This window comes from uncultured Caldilinea sp. (assembly GCF_937128415.1).
Taxonomy (GTDB): domain Bacteria; phylum Chloroflexota; class Anaerolineae; order Caldilineales; family Caldilineaceae; genus Caldilinea.
Map to the genome: position 1 here is coordinate 1 of NZ_CAKZMJ010000034.1, position 15,510 is coordinate 15,510.

Annotated in this window: 17 protein-coding genes; 4 read left to right on the top strand and 13 right to left on the bottom strand. The window is 56.0% G+C overall.

The genetic code is table 11. From position 1 onward, the window contains the following. Positions 1-158: 158 nt before the first annotated feature. From Q0367_RS05540 to Q0367_RS05570, 7 genes are all read right to left on the bottom strand, one after another. Entirely contained in the window at positions 159-1,007 is an 849-nt protein-coding gene (locus tag Q0367_RS05540; protein WP_297639280.1) for a carbohydrate ABC transporter permease, read from the bottom strand. Continuing rightward, positions 1,000-1,881, bottom strand: coding sequence for a carbohydrate ABC transporter permease (locus tag Q0367_RS05545; RefSeq protein ID WP_297639277.1), 882 nt, complete (start codon positions 1,879-1,881; stop codon positions 1,000-1,002). Before Q0367_RS05545 ends, Q0367_RS05540 begins: the two co-directional genes overlap by 8 nt. Positions 1,882-2,049: 168 nt before the next feature. After that, complete coding sequence (locus Q0367_RS05550; RefSeq protein ID WP_297639275.1) at positions 2,050-3,333, bottom strand: sugar ABC transporter substrate-binding protein; 1,284 nt, start codon at positions 3,331-3,333, stop codon at positions 2,050-2,052. Between the two features lie 234 nt (positions 3,334-3,567). After that, a complete protein-coding gene (locus tag Q0367_RS05555; protein WP_297639272.1) occupies positions 3,568-4,431 on the bottom strand; it encodes a MurR/RpiR family transcriptional regulator in 864 nt (287 codons plus the stop codon). Positions 4,432-4,554: 123 nt separating this feature from the next. Next, entirely contained in the window at positions 4,555-5,190 is a 636-nt protein-coding gene (locus Q0367_RS05560) for an ISAs1 family transposase (RefSeq protein ID WP_298981193.1), read from the bottom strand. 9 nt (positions 5,191-5,199) lie between these two features. After that, positions 5,200-6,087 (bottom strand): transposase family protein, encoded by an 888-nt coding sequence (locus tag Q0367_RS05565; protein ID WP_297639266.1) that lies wholly within the window; start codon positions 6,085-6,087, stop codon positions 5,200-5,202. Between the two features lie 35 nt (positions 6,088-6,122). Continuing rightward, complete coding sequence (locus tag Q0367_RS05570) at positions 6,123-6,524, bottom strand: hypothetical protein (protein WP_297639263.1); 402 nt, start codon at positions 6,522-6,524, stop codon at positions 6,123-6,125. A gap of 105 nt (positions 6,525-6,629) precedes the next feature. On the opposite strand from Q0367_RS05570, the gene Q0367_RS05575 reads away from it, so the two are divergent. Further along, complete coding sequence (locus tag Q0367_RS05575; protein WP_297639260.1) at positions 6,630-7,133, top strand: iron chaperone; 504 nt, start codon at positions 6,630-6,632, stop codon at positions 7,131-7,133. Here the strand turns inward: Q0367_RS05575 and cofC are convergent. From cofC to Q0367_RS05590, 3 genes are read right to left on the bottom strand one after another with little or no spacing between them, the layout of a single operon-like run. Beyond that, a complete protein-coding gene (gene cofC, locus Q0367_RS05580; RefSeq protein ID WP_297639257.1) occupies positions 7,108-7,899 on the bottom strand; it encodes a 2-phospho-L-lactate guanylyltransferase in 792 nt (263 codons plus the stop codon). The genes Q0367_RS05575 and cofC overlap by 26 nt on opposite strands. Further along, complete coding sequence (gene cofD / locus Q0367_RS05585; RefSeq protein WP_297639254.1) at positions 7,896-8,945, bottom strand: 2-phospho-L-lactate transferase; 1,050 nt, start codon at positions 8,943-8,945, stop codon at positions 7,896-7,898. The genes cofC and cofD overlap by 4 nt, the downstream gene beginning before the upstream one ends. Continuing rightward, on the bottom strand, positions 8,942-9,649 hold the full coding sequence (locus Q0367_RS05590; RefSeq protein ID WP_297639251.1) for a nitroreductase family protein: 708 nt from the start codon (positions 9,647-9,649) through the stop codon (positions 8,942-8,944). The genes cofD and Q0367_RS05590 overlap by 4 nt, the downstream gene beginning before the upstream one ends. A 331-nt stretch (positions 9,650-9,980) precedes the next feature. Here Q0367_RS05590 and Q0367_RS05595 point away from each other — a divergent pair, with 331 nt between their 5' ends. Then, positions 9,981-10,991, top strand: a complete 1,011-nt coding sequence (locus Q0367_RS05595) for an LLM class flavin-dependent oxidoreductase (RefSeq protein ID WP_363325839.1) — start codon at positions 9,981-9,983, stop codon at positions 10,989-10,991. A gap of 30 nt (positions 10,992-11,021) precedes the next feature. Next, a complete protein-coding gene (gene pdxT, locus Q0367_RS05600; protein WP_297639234.1) occupies positions 11,022-11,666 on the top strand; it encodes a pyridoxal 5'-phosphate synthase glutaminase subunit PdxT in 645 nt (214 codons plus the stop codon). A 138-nt stretch (positions 11,667-11,804) separates the two neighbouring features. Here pdxT and Q0367_RS05605 read toward each other — a convergent pair whose 3' ends face one another. Further along, positions 11,805-12,785 (bottom strand): electron transfer flavoprotein subunit alpha/FixB family protein, encoded by a 981-nt coding sequence (locus Q0367_RS05605; protein WP_297639230.1) that lies wholly within the window; start codon positions 12,783-12,785, stop codon positions 11,805-11,807. A gap of 11 nt (positions 12,786-12,796) precedes the next feature. Next, the gene (locus tag Q0367_RS05610) at positions 12,797-13,573 is read right to left on the bottom strand and encodes an electron transfer flavoprotein subunit beta/FixA family protein (RefSeq protein ID WP_297639227.1); all 777 of its coding nucleotides are present in this window, start codon (positions 13,571-13,573) and stop codon (positions 12,797-12,799) included. A gap of 434 nt (positions 13,574-14,007) precedes the next feature. Between Q0367_RS05610 and Q0367_RS05615 the strand changes: the two genes are divergently transcribed. Further along, a complete protein-coding gene (locus Q0367_RS05615) occupies positions 14,008-14,736 on the top strand; it encodes a CPBP family intramembrane glutamic endopeptidase (RefSeq protein ID WP_297639224.1) in 729 nt (242 codons plus the stop codon). Here the strand turns inward: Q0367_RS05615 and Q0367_RS05620 are convergent. Beyond that, positions 14,703-15,500, bottom strand: coding sequence for a dolichyl-phosphate beta-glucosyltransferase (locus Q0367_RS05620; protein WP_297639221.1), 798 nt, complete (start codon positions 15,498-15,500; stop codon positions 14,703-14,705). The two genes, Q0367_RS05615 and Q0367_RS05620, sit on opposite strands and share 34 nt — an antisense overlap. Positions 15,501-15,510 lie beyond the last annotated feature (10 nt).

Consider the following 15,510-nt stretch of genomic DNA (forward strand, 5'->3'; position numbering starts at 1 on the left):
GCATCACCGCCAGCAGCAGCGGAAAATCGTCAATCCGTTCGGTGGTTATCATCTGCTCTGTGTTCATCCCCAGAGCGCACCAATAAATTCATGTTTTCACCAGATTTTTCAGCGAATGGACAGATAGAAGATCGATATTTACAGAGAAAACAGTTTTTTTATCCTTTCACTGAACCTGCGGTCATTCCAGCAATAAAGTAGCGTTGAAAGAATAAAAAAAGAATCAATACCGGTAAGGACCCCAACACACTCATAGCCATCATTTCGTTCCATTCGTAGGAGTGTTGCCCCATTAATAATTGAATCCCGACAGGCACCGTGCGCATGTCATTCGTTTTCGTGAGCGTCAGCGCAAATAAAAATTCATTCCAGGCAATCATGAATGTATAAACACCCACCGAGACAATGCCTGGCAGCGAAATCGGGACTAAAACACGCCAGAGAGCAACAAACGAACTGCCGCCATCGAGCATAACCGCTTCATCCAGCTCGCGAGGAAGGGTGTTAAAGTAGCCAGTCATCATGATGATAGCATACGAAAGTGTAAAGACCATGTAGGTCAGCACTAGGGCAGCATAAGTGTTGTATAGTTGCAACGTTACAATTAAACTAAAATAAGGAATTAGCAGAGTAATCGGAGGTACTGCCTGAATGCTGATAATCAGCATATTGAGCAGTCTCTTAAATTTGAAGTTGTAGCGACTAAAACTATATCCGGCAAGGATGCCCACTATTAATGTGCAGAGAGTCACCAATATTGAAATAAGGTAACTGTTAAAGAAGAAGCGCAATTTTTGAGGATTCGAGAGCACCGATGTATATGCTTGTAAAGAAAAAGAATCGTCAATTAATTGTGGAGGATATGCGAATATCTGAGTATTGGATTTAAATGAAGAAGACACCATCCACAATACCGGAAACCCCGCATATAGCGTTCCTATCAATAGAGTCACTGATAATAAAATATAAATAATACTCCGTTGCATAGCACTTTTGGGATTATTCATCGGCTGCCTTCTGTTGTCGAACATAGAAGATAGCTACAAACGCCGACAAAGCAAGAATCAAGAAAGCAGTCGCGGAGGCATGAGAAAATTGGTATGAACTGAAAGCAAGTTTATAAGTGAGCGTGCTCAACATTTCTGTCGCGCGGATCGGTCCACCGCCTGTCGTCATCCAAATGAGGGTGAATTGATGCATGGTCCAGATGAAGTCTAGCATGGCGAGGCTAATGATAATTGGCTTAAGTTGGGGAAGGGTGATGTACCAAAAAAGTTGGCGCTGGTTGGCGCCGTCAATGGTGCCTGCTTCATATAATTCTTCGGAAATTCCTTGTAGACCCGCCAATAGACTAACCATGTAGAATGGATATCCTGCCCAGATATTTATGAAGGTGACTGCATGTAGGGCCAATTGTCTAGAACTGAGCCATTCGACCGGTCTTTCGATAATTTCGAAGGTAATAAGCAGATAGTTGATAACGCCGTTAGGATTTAACATGAGCCGCCATAGGATGGCAATGACGGCCGCCGTAAATACCCAAGGTAAAATATAGATCGTCCGAAAAATTGCTTTGAGGAAAGGAGGAAGCGCTCTAGCGTTTAACAACAAGGCGAAGGTGAGTCCTAAAATCAGATGAAAAACAACGCTCATTACCGTAAAGTACATTGTGTTTGAAAATGCTTGCAGGAAGACGCTGTTGGTAACAATTTTTACATAATTCGTCATCCCTACAAACTTCGGATTCTGGTTCATGACAACGTTGTCCATAAAGGAATAGATGAAAACCATGACGATGGGAATGAGCGACAAGATCGTCAGCAATAGAATTGTTGGAGAGAGATAGATAAGCGGGGTTGATTTTCTAAAAATCTTTGACATTACACGCTTTCCTATGACTTCTCACTTTAATGCGAATTGAGTGCGTAAACCATCACGCCAGAATTGAGGTTTGCCAGAGACAACGAAGAGATCTCTTGTCACCTCCAGCAAACCTCGACTAGAGCATCGTGCAGAATTAACTTGCGCCGCTCCGGTCCAAATGGTCCTTTAGAAGTGCGCCATCCAGGCCTCTTGGGCTTTGTTGAGTGCATCGTCTAGAGTCTGGCTGCCGTCAAGGTATAACTGAAATTGCTCCGCGAAAAGGCGCATCAATTCTTCAGCAACAGGCAGGCCAACAAATTCGTTGACGAGACTCGCAGCTTGGAACACTTCAAATGCCGCGCCGAACAACTCATCGGTCTGCACAAAATCCGGGGTCGAGTTAATATTACCGGGGAACGCATTGGCGATCGAAGATAGCTTGGAATTTGCCTCCTCGCTCATCAGGAATTCAATTAATTTCCATGCTTCTGCTTGATGGGGACTATTCGCTGCGACGCCGATCCCCCAGGAGGCGTAGGCGAGGCCACGTTTGCCGGTGTACCCATCCTCTACTGGGACCGCTGCGATGGTAAATTTCAAGTCCGGGTTGCGTTCGCGAATCATGTTGATGTGGGCCATACTACTGATCATCATACCGACACGACCGTTGACGAATTCTTCAACTTTGTCTTGCTCGCGCATGGAGAACGCGCCGGGAGCAATCACGCCGGCATCATACAAGCCTTTGATGTACTCGGCAGCGCTCCGCACGGCCGGGTTCGTTAAGTCCGGTTTGTCTTCCGTCATCATGCTGCCTCCAGATGCCCATACCCAGGACATTACATCGTTTTGAATGCCGTTTGGCTGTTCTAGCGACAATGGTAGCACCCAGCCATAGCGATTGCTCAAAGGCTCGGTCAACGCAGCAGCAGCAGCAGCAAACTCACTCCGCGTGGTAGGGACATTAACGATACCAGCCGCATCCATCAAGTCCAGATTGACGAATAGGGGATATACAAAATTGACCACGGGGATCATGTACGTAGAGCCGTTCAATTGAATTTGCGCCGCAAGCGCACTGTCGTCATAGCCTGTCTGAGCCATAAGTTCGCTCAGATTTGCCAGAGCACCCTGCTTCACAAAATCGTTCACCCAGGCTCCATCGAGTCCAACGACGTCCGACATGGTACCCGCTGCGGCGCCAGCCACCACTTGTTCTCGAGTGGTGGAGTAAGGGCCGCTGATGAGCTGAACTTTAATTCCTGGATTTTGCGCTTCAAACTCGTCCATTAACGCACGAAATGCACCCGCCGGTAATTCCGGTTCCCACCACTGCATAAACTCTAGCGTCACACTGCCTTTAGCCCCTGGCGCTGAAGGTGCGGCTTGCGGCGCAATGGTGGTGCAACTACTTAGGATAGCAATAAGCAATATCAACATTAGTGGCAAGGCGAAGGTTCTGTGCTTCATTTTCTTGTTCCCCTTGTTGAACAAAATGGCCATTTTGAAGTAGAATAGCCCAACAGCGACAAGAGAAAATCTTCAACGTTAAGACGTTGATAGGCTTCTCGAAATGTCGCTTCCTGAGGGGATACTAGTTGTCCTTGGCCGGGTGAGTAGTATCCCCTCTCTTCTATTGAGTGGAAATCATTCTCTAGGTAGCTCCCTATTCTCACCTCCTTTCTGTTTTTCTTTTCGCCTCCCCTAGTATTTGCGATGGCGGGTCGCTTGCATTGTCTTGGAGGCAGCTTGAATCGATGCATCAGCCCTTTGCACGCAAATGCCTACGTAGATCGCTTCGGTGAGTGCCAGCATGGCCAGATTGGAAGCCATCTCTTCCTCACGAAATTGAGTGACCCGCGTGGACGTGAGTAAACAATAATCGCTATGACGCGTAAGGGGAGAATTCGAATGATTAGTAATGCCAATCGTACATGCACCCCGTTCCTTTGCCAGCGCTAACGCATGGACTGTGTCGATAGAGCTACCTGTGTGCGAAATTCCTACAGCAACATCCTCAGCTGAAACTAAACTGGCGTACATTTCCTGCACGGTTGGGTCAATAGAAAACCGACTACGCAGCCCAATTTTCGTCAGACGAAAGTTTAGATCCATAGCGAGAGGGATTGAATTACCCGAGGCAAACAGTTCGATTTGGCGGGCGTTGCATAACGTCTGGATAACTGATTCCAGTAGAAATGTATCCAAAATGTGTAAAGTGTCTTCAAGAGAACGCATACCCGCCGTGATCACCTTTTGGACGGCTACACCGGGACTATCGTTGGGTCCTAAGTCCTCATGAACAAGCAGCATGGGTGAGACGATATCCTCGGCTAAACTGATTTTAAGTGCATGAAAACCTTCGTAACCAAGCGATTGAGCAAAACGAACAATGCTTGCCTCACTCACACCAGCTTTGATGGCAAGTTCTGTGATGGTCAGATTAATCGTTTCGCGAGGAGCGTTCAGAATAAAATGTGCTACTTTTTGCGCTGATCCGGTTAGCCTTGGCAATGCATCTGCAATTACTGAAAGCGCGCCGCGCTCAAAGTTATTAATATTCTTCATATAGTTATAGTTAGTGGATTGTCAACGATGAGTCGAAAATTAATTTCTTGAAATTTATTTTCAATATTATATCATTCATGAAAATAATTGTCAATAGTTATTTTTTGTGTGGGTAGGGCATAATCAAGTTGCAATGGTTCCCATCAATCGCAACGGAATTTGCGGAGAGCGTTCACAATACCGAAAGCCACTGGGTAGAGTGTTCCAGCCTTCGACACGTAGCAAGGTGGCGATAGCGTTGCGCAAGGCTGCAAGTGCTTGCGGTGCATTGCCGGTGCGAATTGTGGAGCGGTCTTCACCAAAGCTGACATCACGAGGATAATGAGTGATCTTTTCGATAGTCCAGTGACCACGGCGCAGTGGTTCAACCTGGTCCAAGGTGACACGCTGGCGGTCGAGGCTGGTAATCCGGTATTCGACGGAAACCGATTTTTCTTGGGCGCCATGTTGGATGGCAGTGCGAGTGCGGCGTACGACCAGCCCAACATCGGCAAAGGGCAGGCAGTGATTGAGGGCTGGCGTACTCTCTAGCCCATGTGTCTCCGTACGCCTATGTCCGCGATGATGCACGGGAGTGGCTTCGTACTGCCAGAACTCGGTCTCGCAGGCGCCTTTGGGCGGCAAGACAGAAAACGCTCTAGCGATATCTTCATAGATGACCCGTTGGTTGCGCTTGACCACAAACAGGTAGTCGCCACCCCTCTGCCGAATCTGTTTTGCGCGCTCCTGGCAAGGATGCAAGGCGTCCATCGTGAGCACTGTGTCTTGTCAGTCGTTGTGCGCCAATATCTTTTCGGCTACGCAGCGTTCATGCAGTTTCTCGCAGGTCTTGTCTTGGTCGAACACGAGGCCGGAGCTGTGATGCACCAAACTCACTGAGTGGACTGTTTCGCCGTAGGCACTGGCTCCACGTACGGTCTTGCCATCCAATGCCAGCCCATGCAATTTGCGTCCATCCTGCGTCACCACGGCGCCGACATCACCGGTTTCATGGCTCAAGCCCCGTTGGAACTTGCTCAGCGTTGCTTCCAGCGTCGTAATCTCGACATCCCGAACCACGCGCTGCAGGGTGGCAAGACTGGGTATCCGACCCTTTTTCGGCTTCAACGTCGTTTTCAGCTCCTCACCGTGCATTTGCACCCAGTTGTTGATCTCAAGCATCGATTTCTTTCCGCTCATGAGGGCGGCGCCGATCAAGATCAAAAGAAACTGCCATTCATAGCTCTGACCGCGCGCTGACCGTGAATCCGAGATGTGCGCCAGCGCCTCTGCCAATGTGCTATAGTTAGTAACCAATGATGCTACATCATAAACTGAACTCAGCAATGGAAAGGCGAATAACGCCGTTCTCGTCGGGATGCAGGCCATGCCGCTGAACCAACAGATTGAACGCCGCCATGGTAAACGCCAAGCGAGCCTTGAAATACTCCCAAACCCGATGGCGGAGCGTTTGAAATGACGCCCCGTGGTCAGCATGGACAAAACGGTTTCCGCCATCATCCGCACATTCCAGCTGATTCGCTTACAGACTTTCATGTTGGCAGGGTTCTCCGTCTTGGAGTAAAAGCCAGGATCCACCAGGAGGAACATCTCCTCTTCAAACGACCGGAGCAGCGGGTGGAAGGCGGTGTCATGGACATTTTGGCTGTAGCGCAATCCTAACCGACAATCCGTTCCCATCGGTTCAGGACCTAGCCAAGCTTTCCACCCATGATCCAACGATGGTTCGAGCACCCCTTCTTGCCGATCGGTTTCTCACTGCGTCCTCCTCGATAGGGAGGCAACAACTCGATCCCGTAGGTGTCAGCCACGCCCGGCGCCGTCGGTTCGGCAAGGAAGCGGTTCGTCCGGTCTTGATGGGTCTTGAACAAGCGAAACAGCCGGGTTCTTTCGGGCAATTTCGGGAACAACGGGCGCCAATCTCGAACCGGCCAACGAGAAAAGGCGCCATCTCCCACTCCCTTGAGCGCAAACAGAATGGCCAAGGGAACGATTTCGCTGGGGTGCAAGTTGGCTTGTGGATGTTTCGTGAGGTCTTTCATCTGATCATCAATTCTGCAGAACAGTTCAATGATAAAATCTTCGGTGGTCATGAGGGCTTGCTCCTTTTGTTTGGTAGGTTTTTGGAGCAGTGCATCTCATGACTTTTTCAACTAGCACCACTGGTTATCTATAAGGAGAATCGAAAGGAAACCTCCATGACCCAAAGCGAAAACACGCCCAGGAAAGCTTCGCGCAAATCCTCTCAAAGCGCTTCCGCCGCCGATGAGAGCCTGGAGGGCTTCACTGAAGAAGAACGCGCTGCAATGAGAGCGCGCGCCCAGGAGTTGAAAGCGGCGCGCCGTGCGGGGCGAGGAAGCAAGGTGGACGAAGAAAGCGCCGTGCTCGCCAAGATCGCAGAGCTGCCGGAGCCGGACCGTTCGATGGGGATGCGACTCCACGCCCTCATCAAAGCCAGCGCGCCAGCGCTTGCCCCGCGGCTTTGGTACGGCATGCCCGCCTACGCCAAAGACGGCAAAGTCGTTTGCTTCTTTCAGGCCGCGCAGAAGTTCAACACGAGATATTCGACGCTTGGCTTTAGCGACGCCGCCCTGCTCGACGAGGGCGCCATGTGGCCAACCGCCTTTGCCCTGAAGGAGCTAACCGAGGTTGAGGAGGAGAAGATTCGCGCGCTGATCAAGAAAGCCGTGGGGGAAGGGTAGCGTCCTCCGCCATGCCCATCTCTTTGCTTCGAGGCGATGTCTGCGCACCCTGTTGAGATGCAACAGATGGATCGACAGGCGATTCGGGATCATTCCGCCAGACATGTTCCCATAGCGAAGAGAAATGGCTTTTTACCGCTGACAACCGAATTGGGTCGGGCGGGACGCCGAGCCACTCCGACAGGTCGGTGGGCGTGTCGAGATCAAAACGAAGCGCAGGGCGGTCTACAAAACAAACCTCGCACCCGGCGGCGCGCGCCCGCCGTCGATGCTCTTGACTGCTTCCGCCCCCGAACGCAAGTGGGAAGGGGAGAGGCAGAGGAAGCAGCAGCGCATTCGTGCCGCCATCGCAGCTCGGCGCAATCACCACAGATGAAGGATGGCGGTGAAATGGCTCAACCAGGCTGCACAGGTCTTCGGGCTGGAGTCGGGGCAGGTCTGAGGGCAGCAGCAACGCCGCCTCTGCTCCCGAAGCGGCGGCGAACGCGCAGGCCTGCGTGAAAGCGGCGTTGAGTTCACACCCTTGCTCCTCAAGCGGAAGCGCGCTGCAGCGCGCCGCTGTCGCCAGGGCCGCAGGGTCGCGACTCACGACCACCGTGCGCTCGAACAATTGCGTCGCAGCTGCGATGGACAGGGTGCGCACCAACAGATGCGCGCTGAGTTTCGCACGCTGGTCTTCTGAGAGAACGCCGTTCAACCGACTCTTGGCTTCGTGAAAAGGCTTGACCGGCATAATCAACCACAGGCTCATGGGGCGGAGTTTCATGGGGTGAGGTCGCCTGTGCGCACTTTTGTTTTGCGTGCACGGGAAAGTTGCAGAAGCGACTGCGCAAAGTCAAGCGTGACGCGCGCCAGGCGTATTTTGTCCTCCATAGTGCGCATGATCGTATCCGTGACCAGCGTCGGCAGGCGCATGTGAGGCGCCGCAGCCTCGTCTTCTCGATCCAGAATGAAGCCATCCAGCACATCGTCGAAATGCGCGGCGATCGTCACCGGCGTGACCGGGTACCCCATCTCGCGCATCATCTTCGCCGCCGGCCCCTTGAGCGCCTTGCCGCCAATGATGGGCGTCACCGCCACCTTGGGCGCGCGCAATTTTTTCAACAGGGAACGCATCTCGCCGACGCTCAGGATCGGATCGATGCTGAGATAGGGATTGCTCGGACAGAAAACAACCACATCCGCGGCCAGCAACGCCGCATAGGCGGCTTCGGGGAGGTTCGCCTCCGCAGCGCCGACAAATGAAACGTCGATCACGCACGGTTCGCAACGTCTCCCGACGAAGTAATGCTGGAAAGGCAGGTCGCCTTCATCGGTGTGGACGAGCGTGCGCACCGGCGCGTCGCTCATCGGGAAGATGTGCGAAGGAACGCCAAAAGCGCGGCGCAGGCGGTCGGTGACTTCGGTCAGGCTGACCCCCTGACGCAGCCATTCGGTGCGCCGCAGATGAACGGCGAGGTCTTTGTCGCCAAGGCGGAACCAATCTTCCCCGCCCAACAGCCCCATCGTGTGCAGCACGGTGAAACTGTCATCGGCGCGCCCCCAGCCGGTCTCTGGGTTGTTGACGCCGGCGAGGTTGTACATCACCGTGTCGAGGTCCGGGCAGATGGTCAGCCCCCAGTGCTCGAAGTCGTCGCCTGTGTTGACGATCACCGAGAGCGCGCCAGGGGGCAACACGGCCTGCAGCCCTGCCGACAGCCTGGCGCCGCCGACGCCGCCCGCCAGCGCTACGACGCGCAGGGGAAGCAGATCGTCTGATCGCAACGATTCAAATGGATCGGAAATAGGCCTCTGGTCGTTGTTCACCATCATCTCCACACGAGACAGTCGGCAAGCGGGCGCCGCGCCTTTTGCTTGCTTTCCGCCGGATAGCCAAGCGTCAGAATCGCCTGCGGCTCCCACGATTCAGGCAGGTCGAGCGCGCTGCGCACCGGCGTCGGCGCAAAGAGCGGCGCGCACATCCAGCAGGCGCCTAACCCGGCGGCGTGCGCCGCCAACAACAGGTTCTGACAGGCGAGCGCCACGCTCTGCACAGCCATGATCCATTCTGCGCGATTGCGGGCGGCGTCTGGATAGACATCCATCTCTTCCATCGTCACGCAAGGGACGATCAACACCGGCGCACCGGTGAGACGGGCATGGCTGATGGCGATGCGACGCTCAACGGTGGTAGGGTCGGCGCCATCGTTCGTCAGGTCCCGCCGCCAGGCCTCCGCCATCGAGGCGCTCAAGCGTTCTTTGGCGGCGTCAGAGCGCACGATGCAGAAGCGCCACGGCTGACGATTGTGCGCCGAGGGCGCCCAGATCGCAGCGGTCAACAATTTCTCCAGCAGCTCGTCGGCGATCGGTTCATCGGTGTAGCGACGAATGGAACGTCGCGTCTGCGCGAGATGGAGAAAAGTGGCGAGCGAATCGTCGCCGTCAGGCTGGAAATCCGCACAGCCAGGGGACCATCGCGCTTCTGCGCCGGTCGCCGGCGCCTCGACTATGGAAGCTTCACGGATTGACGTTTGCATTGATGAAAATTATAGCATGGGGACGCCCGGCGAGAAACCAAAATCTGGCTGACGAGCAGAGGTTGCGCCGTTGAACCTGACAATCGATAGAGTGAATTTCGCCAACAGGCGGCGGTGAAGGTGGGTGCGGCTCGCAGCCGCGTACATTCCTGACGTTCCCGGTGGACTGTGCATCATCGATAGCCGTAAAATTTGTTGTATAATCCGCTGCAAGGAGCAATCCGCTGTTCAATCCGTTCAACATCGGACAAGGCGTAGGAGCGAATCCTGCGCATGGTAGGCCGCCTCGGAGAGAAAGCACACCCAACGAAGAACCCAAGGAGAGTCCATGATGTCAGAAACACGCTACACACGGGTCGCCCTCTATCTGCAAGACAAACACCCGATTCGAGATGGCATGGAATATGCGCGTTACGCCGAAGCCAAAGGCTTTGAAGCGGTCTGGCAGGCGGAGAGCCGGCTCGTGCGCGACGCCATCGTGCCGATGGCCGCCTACGCAGCGGTGACGGAGCGCATCAAAGTTGGCTCCGGCGTGATCAACAACTGGACGCGCAACATCGGCCTGCTCGCCGCCACCTTCCTGACGCTCGACGACCTGGCGCCGGACCGCATCATCTGCGGCATCGGCGCGTGGTGGGACCCGTTGGCGAAAAATGTAGGCATCGAGCGACGCAAACCGTTGACGGCGATGCGCGAGACGGTCGAGCTGCTGCGGCGGCTGCTGGCGATGGAGCGCGTCACCTTTCACGGCGAGTTTCATCATCTGGAAGGGGTGGAGCTGGACGTCGTGCATGGCCGTCGCGAGCCGCGCAACGTTCAGATCGTGATCGGCGCCACCGGACCGCAGATGATGGAGCTGACCGGCGAGATCGCAGACGGCGTTTTGCTCAACTACTGCGTGCCGCCGGAATACAACCTCGAAGCGATGGAGCATCTGGAGCGCGGGGCCGCCAAAGCAGGCCGTCGCCTTGAGGACATCGATCGTCCCCAGCTCGTCGTCTGTTCGGTTCACGAGGATCGTCAGGTTGCGCTCGACGGCGCGCGCGAGCTGCTCACGCAGTATCTGGCGCAGCAGCCTCACATCGCCAAAGCCAGCGGCGTCAAGCCTGAAGTCGTGCAACAGATTCAGTCGATCCTGGGATGGCCGGCCACCAAAGAGCAGGTGCGCGCGGCGATGAAATACGTCCCAGATGAGCTGGTGCAGCGCATCACGGCCAGCGGGACGCCCGCCGAAGTCAAAGCCAAGGTGCGCGAGTACATCCGATACGGCGCCACCTGTCCGGTGTTGTATCCTCTGGGCGACGTCAAGTTGATGATCGACACCTTTGCAGATGGATATTGAAGGGAGCATGATTTTGTTGAGTGAGGTTGTATGGCGCTAACGATTGGCGTCCTTGCGCTGCAAGGCGCATTCATCGAGCACGAGGCGATGCTGCATCGGCTGGGCGTGCGAACGGTGGAGGTGCGCAAGCCAGAGCATCTGGCCGGGTTGGATGGGCTGATCCTCCCCGGCGGCGAGAGCACCACAATGGGGCTGGTGGCGGAGCGCTGGGGACTGGTGGCTCCTCTGAAGGCATGGGTGCAGGCGGGAAAACCCATTTGGGGCACCTGCGCCGGCATGATTCTGCTTGCAAACCGTGCGATCGGCCAGAAAGCGGGTGGACAGCCGCTCATCGGAGGCCTCGACGTGACCGTCAGCCGCAACTATTTCGGTCGTCAGAACGAGAGTTTCGAGACATTTCTACGCGTGCCAAGGTTAGGCGAAGAGCCTGTGCGCGCTGTCTTCATTCGGGCGCCGGCCATCGTCGAGGTGGGGAGCGATGTGGAGACGCTGGCGCGCATCGCCGGCCGCGGCGAAGAGGTCGTCGTCGCCGTGCAGCAAGTCAACATCCTGGCGACGGCCTTTCACCCGGAGTTGACGGACGACCTGCGCTGGCATCAGCTCTTTATCGAAATGGTTGAGGCGCAAAAGGGACGAGGCGAATTGAACTTGGAGAGAGCGGAGCAAACCTGCTGACGCCCGGGTTGGCTGCCGAATTTTCCAAAAGGGCTTGACGTCTCGGCGGCGCCGACGCCAATGAAAAACGCCCGTCGACCTTCACAGTTGCTCTGAGCTTCTGTGAAGGTCGACGGGCGTTTTCGTGCAGGGATGTTCTTACTTCCCCAGGCGTTTCTTGAACTCGGCTGTCAGCGCCGGCAACACCTGAAAGAGGTCGCCGACGATGCCGTAGTTTGCCTTCTCGAAGATGGGCGCTTCCGGGTCTTTGTTGATAGCGACGATCACCTTGCTGCCGCCCATGCCAGCCAGATGCTGAATGGCGCCGCTGATGCCCGCAGCGATGTAGAGGTCCGGCTTGACCGTCTTTCCCGTCTGCCCCACCTGATGTTTGTAGGGGATGTAGCCGGCGTCGACGGCGGCGCGACTGGCGCCTACGGCGGCGCCGAGCACGCTGGCCAGCTCCGCCACCAGCGCAAAACCCTTGGCCGGGTCTTGCGCGACGCCTCGTCCACCGGAGACGATGATCGACGCGTCGGTCAGGCTGATCTCGCCGGTGTCCGTCGATTTCACTTCAAGCACTTTCTCTTTGACGTCGTTTTCGCTGAGGCCAGGGTCGAGCGTCCGAACCTCGCCGCCGGGGGCGCCTGGCTCCGGCATGGGGAAGGAGCGCGGACGCACGCTGACCACCTGGACAGGGCTGTTGAACGTGACGTCGGCGAGGATGTTGTTCGAATACACGGAGCGCACGGCCACCAACCGGCCATTTTCGACGCGCAGATCGATGGCGTCCGGCGCATAGCCGGCGTCGAGCTGGCTGGCGAGCATGGCGGCGACTTCGCGACCGCGCACGGTGGCCGCCGTGAGCACGACGGTGGCGCCGACCGCCTCCACCGCCTTGCGCAGCGCAGCCGTGTAGGCGCTCAGCCGATAATTGGCCAGCACGGGACCGGTGATCGCCAGCACGACATCCGGCCCGTATGGTCGCACACTCTCGGCGGCGGAGGCGTTGTCGCCGAGGACGGCGGCCACCGTCTGCGTTCCAAGGGCGGCGGCAATCTCCCGAGCTTTGCCCAATACTTCAAACGAATTGGGAACCACCCCATTCTGATTTTGTTCGATCCAGACCAGTACAGACATGAGTTCGTCTCCTATATCACCTTCTCGGCCAACAGCGCGTCGACCAGTTTGGCGGCTTTTTCTTCCACAGTGGCGCCCTCAATGATGACGCACTTTGTCTTGCGCTCTTCCGGTTTGCGGATGTTCGTCCACTGCGTCTTGCCCGAGCCGGAGGCGATGCCCAGCTCCGCAGCCGGCGTGGACGGAATCACGGCTTTGCTCGCCTTGCGGATGCCCATAAAGCTGGGGTAGCGCGGCTCGTTGATCTCCTTGCCGACGCTGATCACGGCGGGCAGCGGCACGCTGATGGTCTCCTGCGCGCCCTCCACCATGCGTTCGACGGTGATCTGTCCGTTGGAAATATCCACGATTTTCGTGACGGCGCTCACCATCGGCCAGCCCAACTGCGCGGCCACGCCGGCGTAGACGGCGCCGCTGTTGTCGTCGACGCTCTGTTTGCCGGTCAGGACCAGGTCTGCGCCCTGCGCCTTCACGGCAGCCGCCAACGCCGCCGCCGTGGTCCACAGATCGCCGCCGCTCAGCGCACTGCTGTCGATGAGGGCTGCGCCGCCGACGCCCATCGCCAGCGCATGCTTCAGCGCATCGACGGCGTCCGGGGAGCCCATGCTGATGGCGACGGACTCGACGTCGTAGCGATCGCCGAGCAGGATCGCCTCTTCGACGGCGAACTCATCCCAGGGGTTGATCACCATCGTAGCCTTGATCTTGCCGCTGCGGACATCTTCCGCCGACACTTTGGGGAGCTCGGCGGTGTCCGGCGTCTGTTTGACGAGCACAACAACTTTCACGTTTTGACCTCCTGTTCGGGTCTTTCAAAGAAGTTTTTCAGACTGAAAGGCTGTTTTGCTGCAATTCATCAAATCATCTCTGCGCTTCAGCGACCGGAGGCGCATATGTCATCTTGCACGCAATTGAGAACAATCTGTAGGGACAGATGTCATTGCGCTGCGTTCACTTCGTCCTGTGCATCCTGTGGAGAGCCGACGACTCGCATTGACTTTTTCAAGTATAGCGCATTGGGTTGCAGAGATGTTGAAGCACTGTTGTAAGAACCGGATGGTTGTAAGAGATCGTAGACACAACGGACGGCGAACCCGATATCAAACAAAAAGGAGGGAAAACGCCGTTGTTTTCGCCTCCTTTTCAAGAGAAGAATATCGCTCTTCTCGCTTGTTGTGGCACTATACCATCATCGGGAGCGAATTGGCAAAGCAGGTGGGGCATGGCGATCCAGGGCGATTACAAGATTTTTCTCGTTGGTCTGTCCCTTGTGACGATTTTCATCAGCTATTCGACGCTGGCCACGGCGCGGCTGTTGAAACGCTGGCAGCCGCCCGAGAACCCGCTGCTCGATCGCGTAGACACGATCTTGCGCTTTTTTCTGATCGCATTGTGCATCGTTTTGGGGTTTCTCAGCGGGCTCGACGCCGCCACACTCGGCTGGACGTTTCAGCAGCCGCTGCGTCAGATGCTGATCGGAGCGGGGATCGGGATGACGCTGGCGCTGGTTTTGCTCGGATTGTCCCGCCAGGCCGGCAAAAAGGGGGGCGAGCGCTTTGTGTCTCAGCGTTTTATCGAAATGATTCTTCCCCGCTCCAAAGCTGAAGCCTACCGAGTCGCTCTGGCGTTAGGGCCGGTCGTGTTCTTAGAGGAGCTGCTTTTTCGCAGTTTATTGATCGGAGGTCTGTCGCCGCTTTTCCCTGCGCCGCTCCTGATGGTGCTCGTCAGCATTCTCTTCGGCGTTTTGCATGCGCCGCAGGGGCTGTGGGGCATGGTGGGAGCAGGCGCGGCGGGTATGATCTTCGGGACGCTTTTTCTTGCTGAACAGAGCCTCATTGCGCCTGTTGTGGCGCACTACGTCGCCAACGTGGTGCAAATTGCGCTGGCGATGCGACTACGTGCAAAAAGGAAAGCGGATCAGCTCGCCGGGATTTCGTCCACTGTGGATTGAGGGGCGGCCAGGTTATAGAGACCGGCGCGACCGTTGCGACGAATTTTGAGCAGCTCGCGCACCATGTTGATGGTGTCGTGCACAGGACGCACTCGGCTGTCTTCCTGATAGTACCAATGGATCGGCACTTCGATCAGGCGCAGGCCGTGCTGGCGAGCAATGTAGAGCACTTCGACGTCAAAGCTCCATCCTTCAATTTGTTGCAGCGGAAAGAGGTGCAACGCCGCCTGACGGGTGAACATCTTGAAACCGCACTGCGTGTCCTGAATGCCCGGCACCGCCATCATGCGCACCAGAAAGTTGAAGACGCGACCCATGATGTGACGATAGAGAGGCTCGTTGTAGCGCACGGCGCCCGGCGCCTCCCGGCTTGCAATTGCGATGTCAAACATTTCCGGGGGTTGAACCGGGGGCAGAAATTTGACGATCTCCTCGATCGGCATGGCGAGGTCGGCGTCGCAAATGAAGCGGTAGTCCCCCTGCGCCGCCAACATGCCGACCTTGACCGCGGCGCCTTTGCCAGGGCTGCTGTGCAGAAGCGCAAGGCGCACCTTGCCTTCGGCGTCCTGATGGGCGTCGATGAAAGCCTGCACCACTTCCGTCGTTCGATCGGTGGAGCCATTCTCAACGACGAGCACTTCGCTCTTATACGCCTGTTGTTGGAGGAAGGCGACGACTTTTTCCAGGGAAGGGGGCAGCCGCCGCTCTTCGTTGTAAGCGGGAATAATGATGCTCAAAAAGACCGTCTGGCTTGCATTGCTCACAAAAAGGCAT

Excerpts from the sequence above, each read along its gene's own strand:
- Q0367_RS05540 (WP_297639280.1), bottom strand. The coding sequence starts at position 1,007 with ATGAATAATCCCAAAAGTGCTATGCAACGGAGTATTATTTATATTTTA.
- Q0367_RS05545 (WP_297639277.1), bottom strand. The coding sequence starts at position 1,881 with ATGTCAAAGATTTTTAGAAAATCAACCCCGCTTATCTATCTCTCTCCA.
- Q0367_RS05550 (WP_297639275.1), bottom strand. The coding sequence starts at position 3,333 with ATGAAGCACAGAACCTTCGCCTTGCCACTAATGTTGATATTGCTTATT.
- Q0367_RS05555 (WP_297639272.1), bottom strand. The coding sequence starts at position 4,431 with ATGAAGAATATTAATAACTTTGAGCGCGGCGCGCTTTCAGTAATTGCA.
- Q0367_RS05570 (WP_297639263.1), bottom strand. The coding sequence starts at position 6,524 with ATGACCACCGAAGATTTTATCATTGAACTGTTCTGCAGAATTGATGAT.
- Q0367_RS05575 (WP_297639260.1), top strand. The coding sequence starts at position 6,630 with ATGACCCAAAGCGAAAACACGCCCAGGAAAGCTTCGCGCAAATCCTCT.
- cofC (WP_297639257.1), bottom strand. The coding sequence starts at position 7,899 with ATGAAACTCCGCCCCATGAGCCTGTGGTTGATTATGCCGGTCAAGCCT.
- cofD (WP_297639254.1), bottom strand. The coding sequence starts at position 8,945 with ATGATGGTGAACAACGACCAGAGGCCTATTTCCGATCCATTTGAATCG.
- Q0367_RS05590 (WP_297639251.1), bottom strand. The coding sequence starts at position 9,649 with ATGCAAACGTCAATCCGTGAAGCTTCCATAGTCGAGGCGCCGGCGACC.
- Q0367_RS05595 (WP_363325839.1), top strand. The coding sequence starts at position 9,981 with ATGTCAGAAACACGCTACACACGGGTCGCCCTCTATCTGCAAGACAAA.
- pdxT (WP_297639234.1), top strand. The coding sequence starts at position 11,022 with ATGGCGCTAACGATTGGCGTCCTTGCGCTGCAAGGCGCATTCATCGAG.
- Q0367_RS05605 (WP_297639230.1), bottom strand. The coding sequence starts at position 12,785 with ATGTCTGTACTGGTCTGGATCGAACAAAATCAGAATGGGGTGGTTCCC.
- Q0367_RS05615 (WP_297639224.1), top strand. The coding sequence starts at position 14,008 with ATGGCGATCCAGGGCGATTACAAGATTTTTCTCGTTGGTCTGTCCCTT.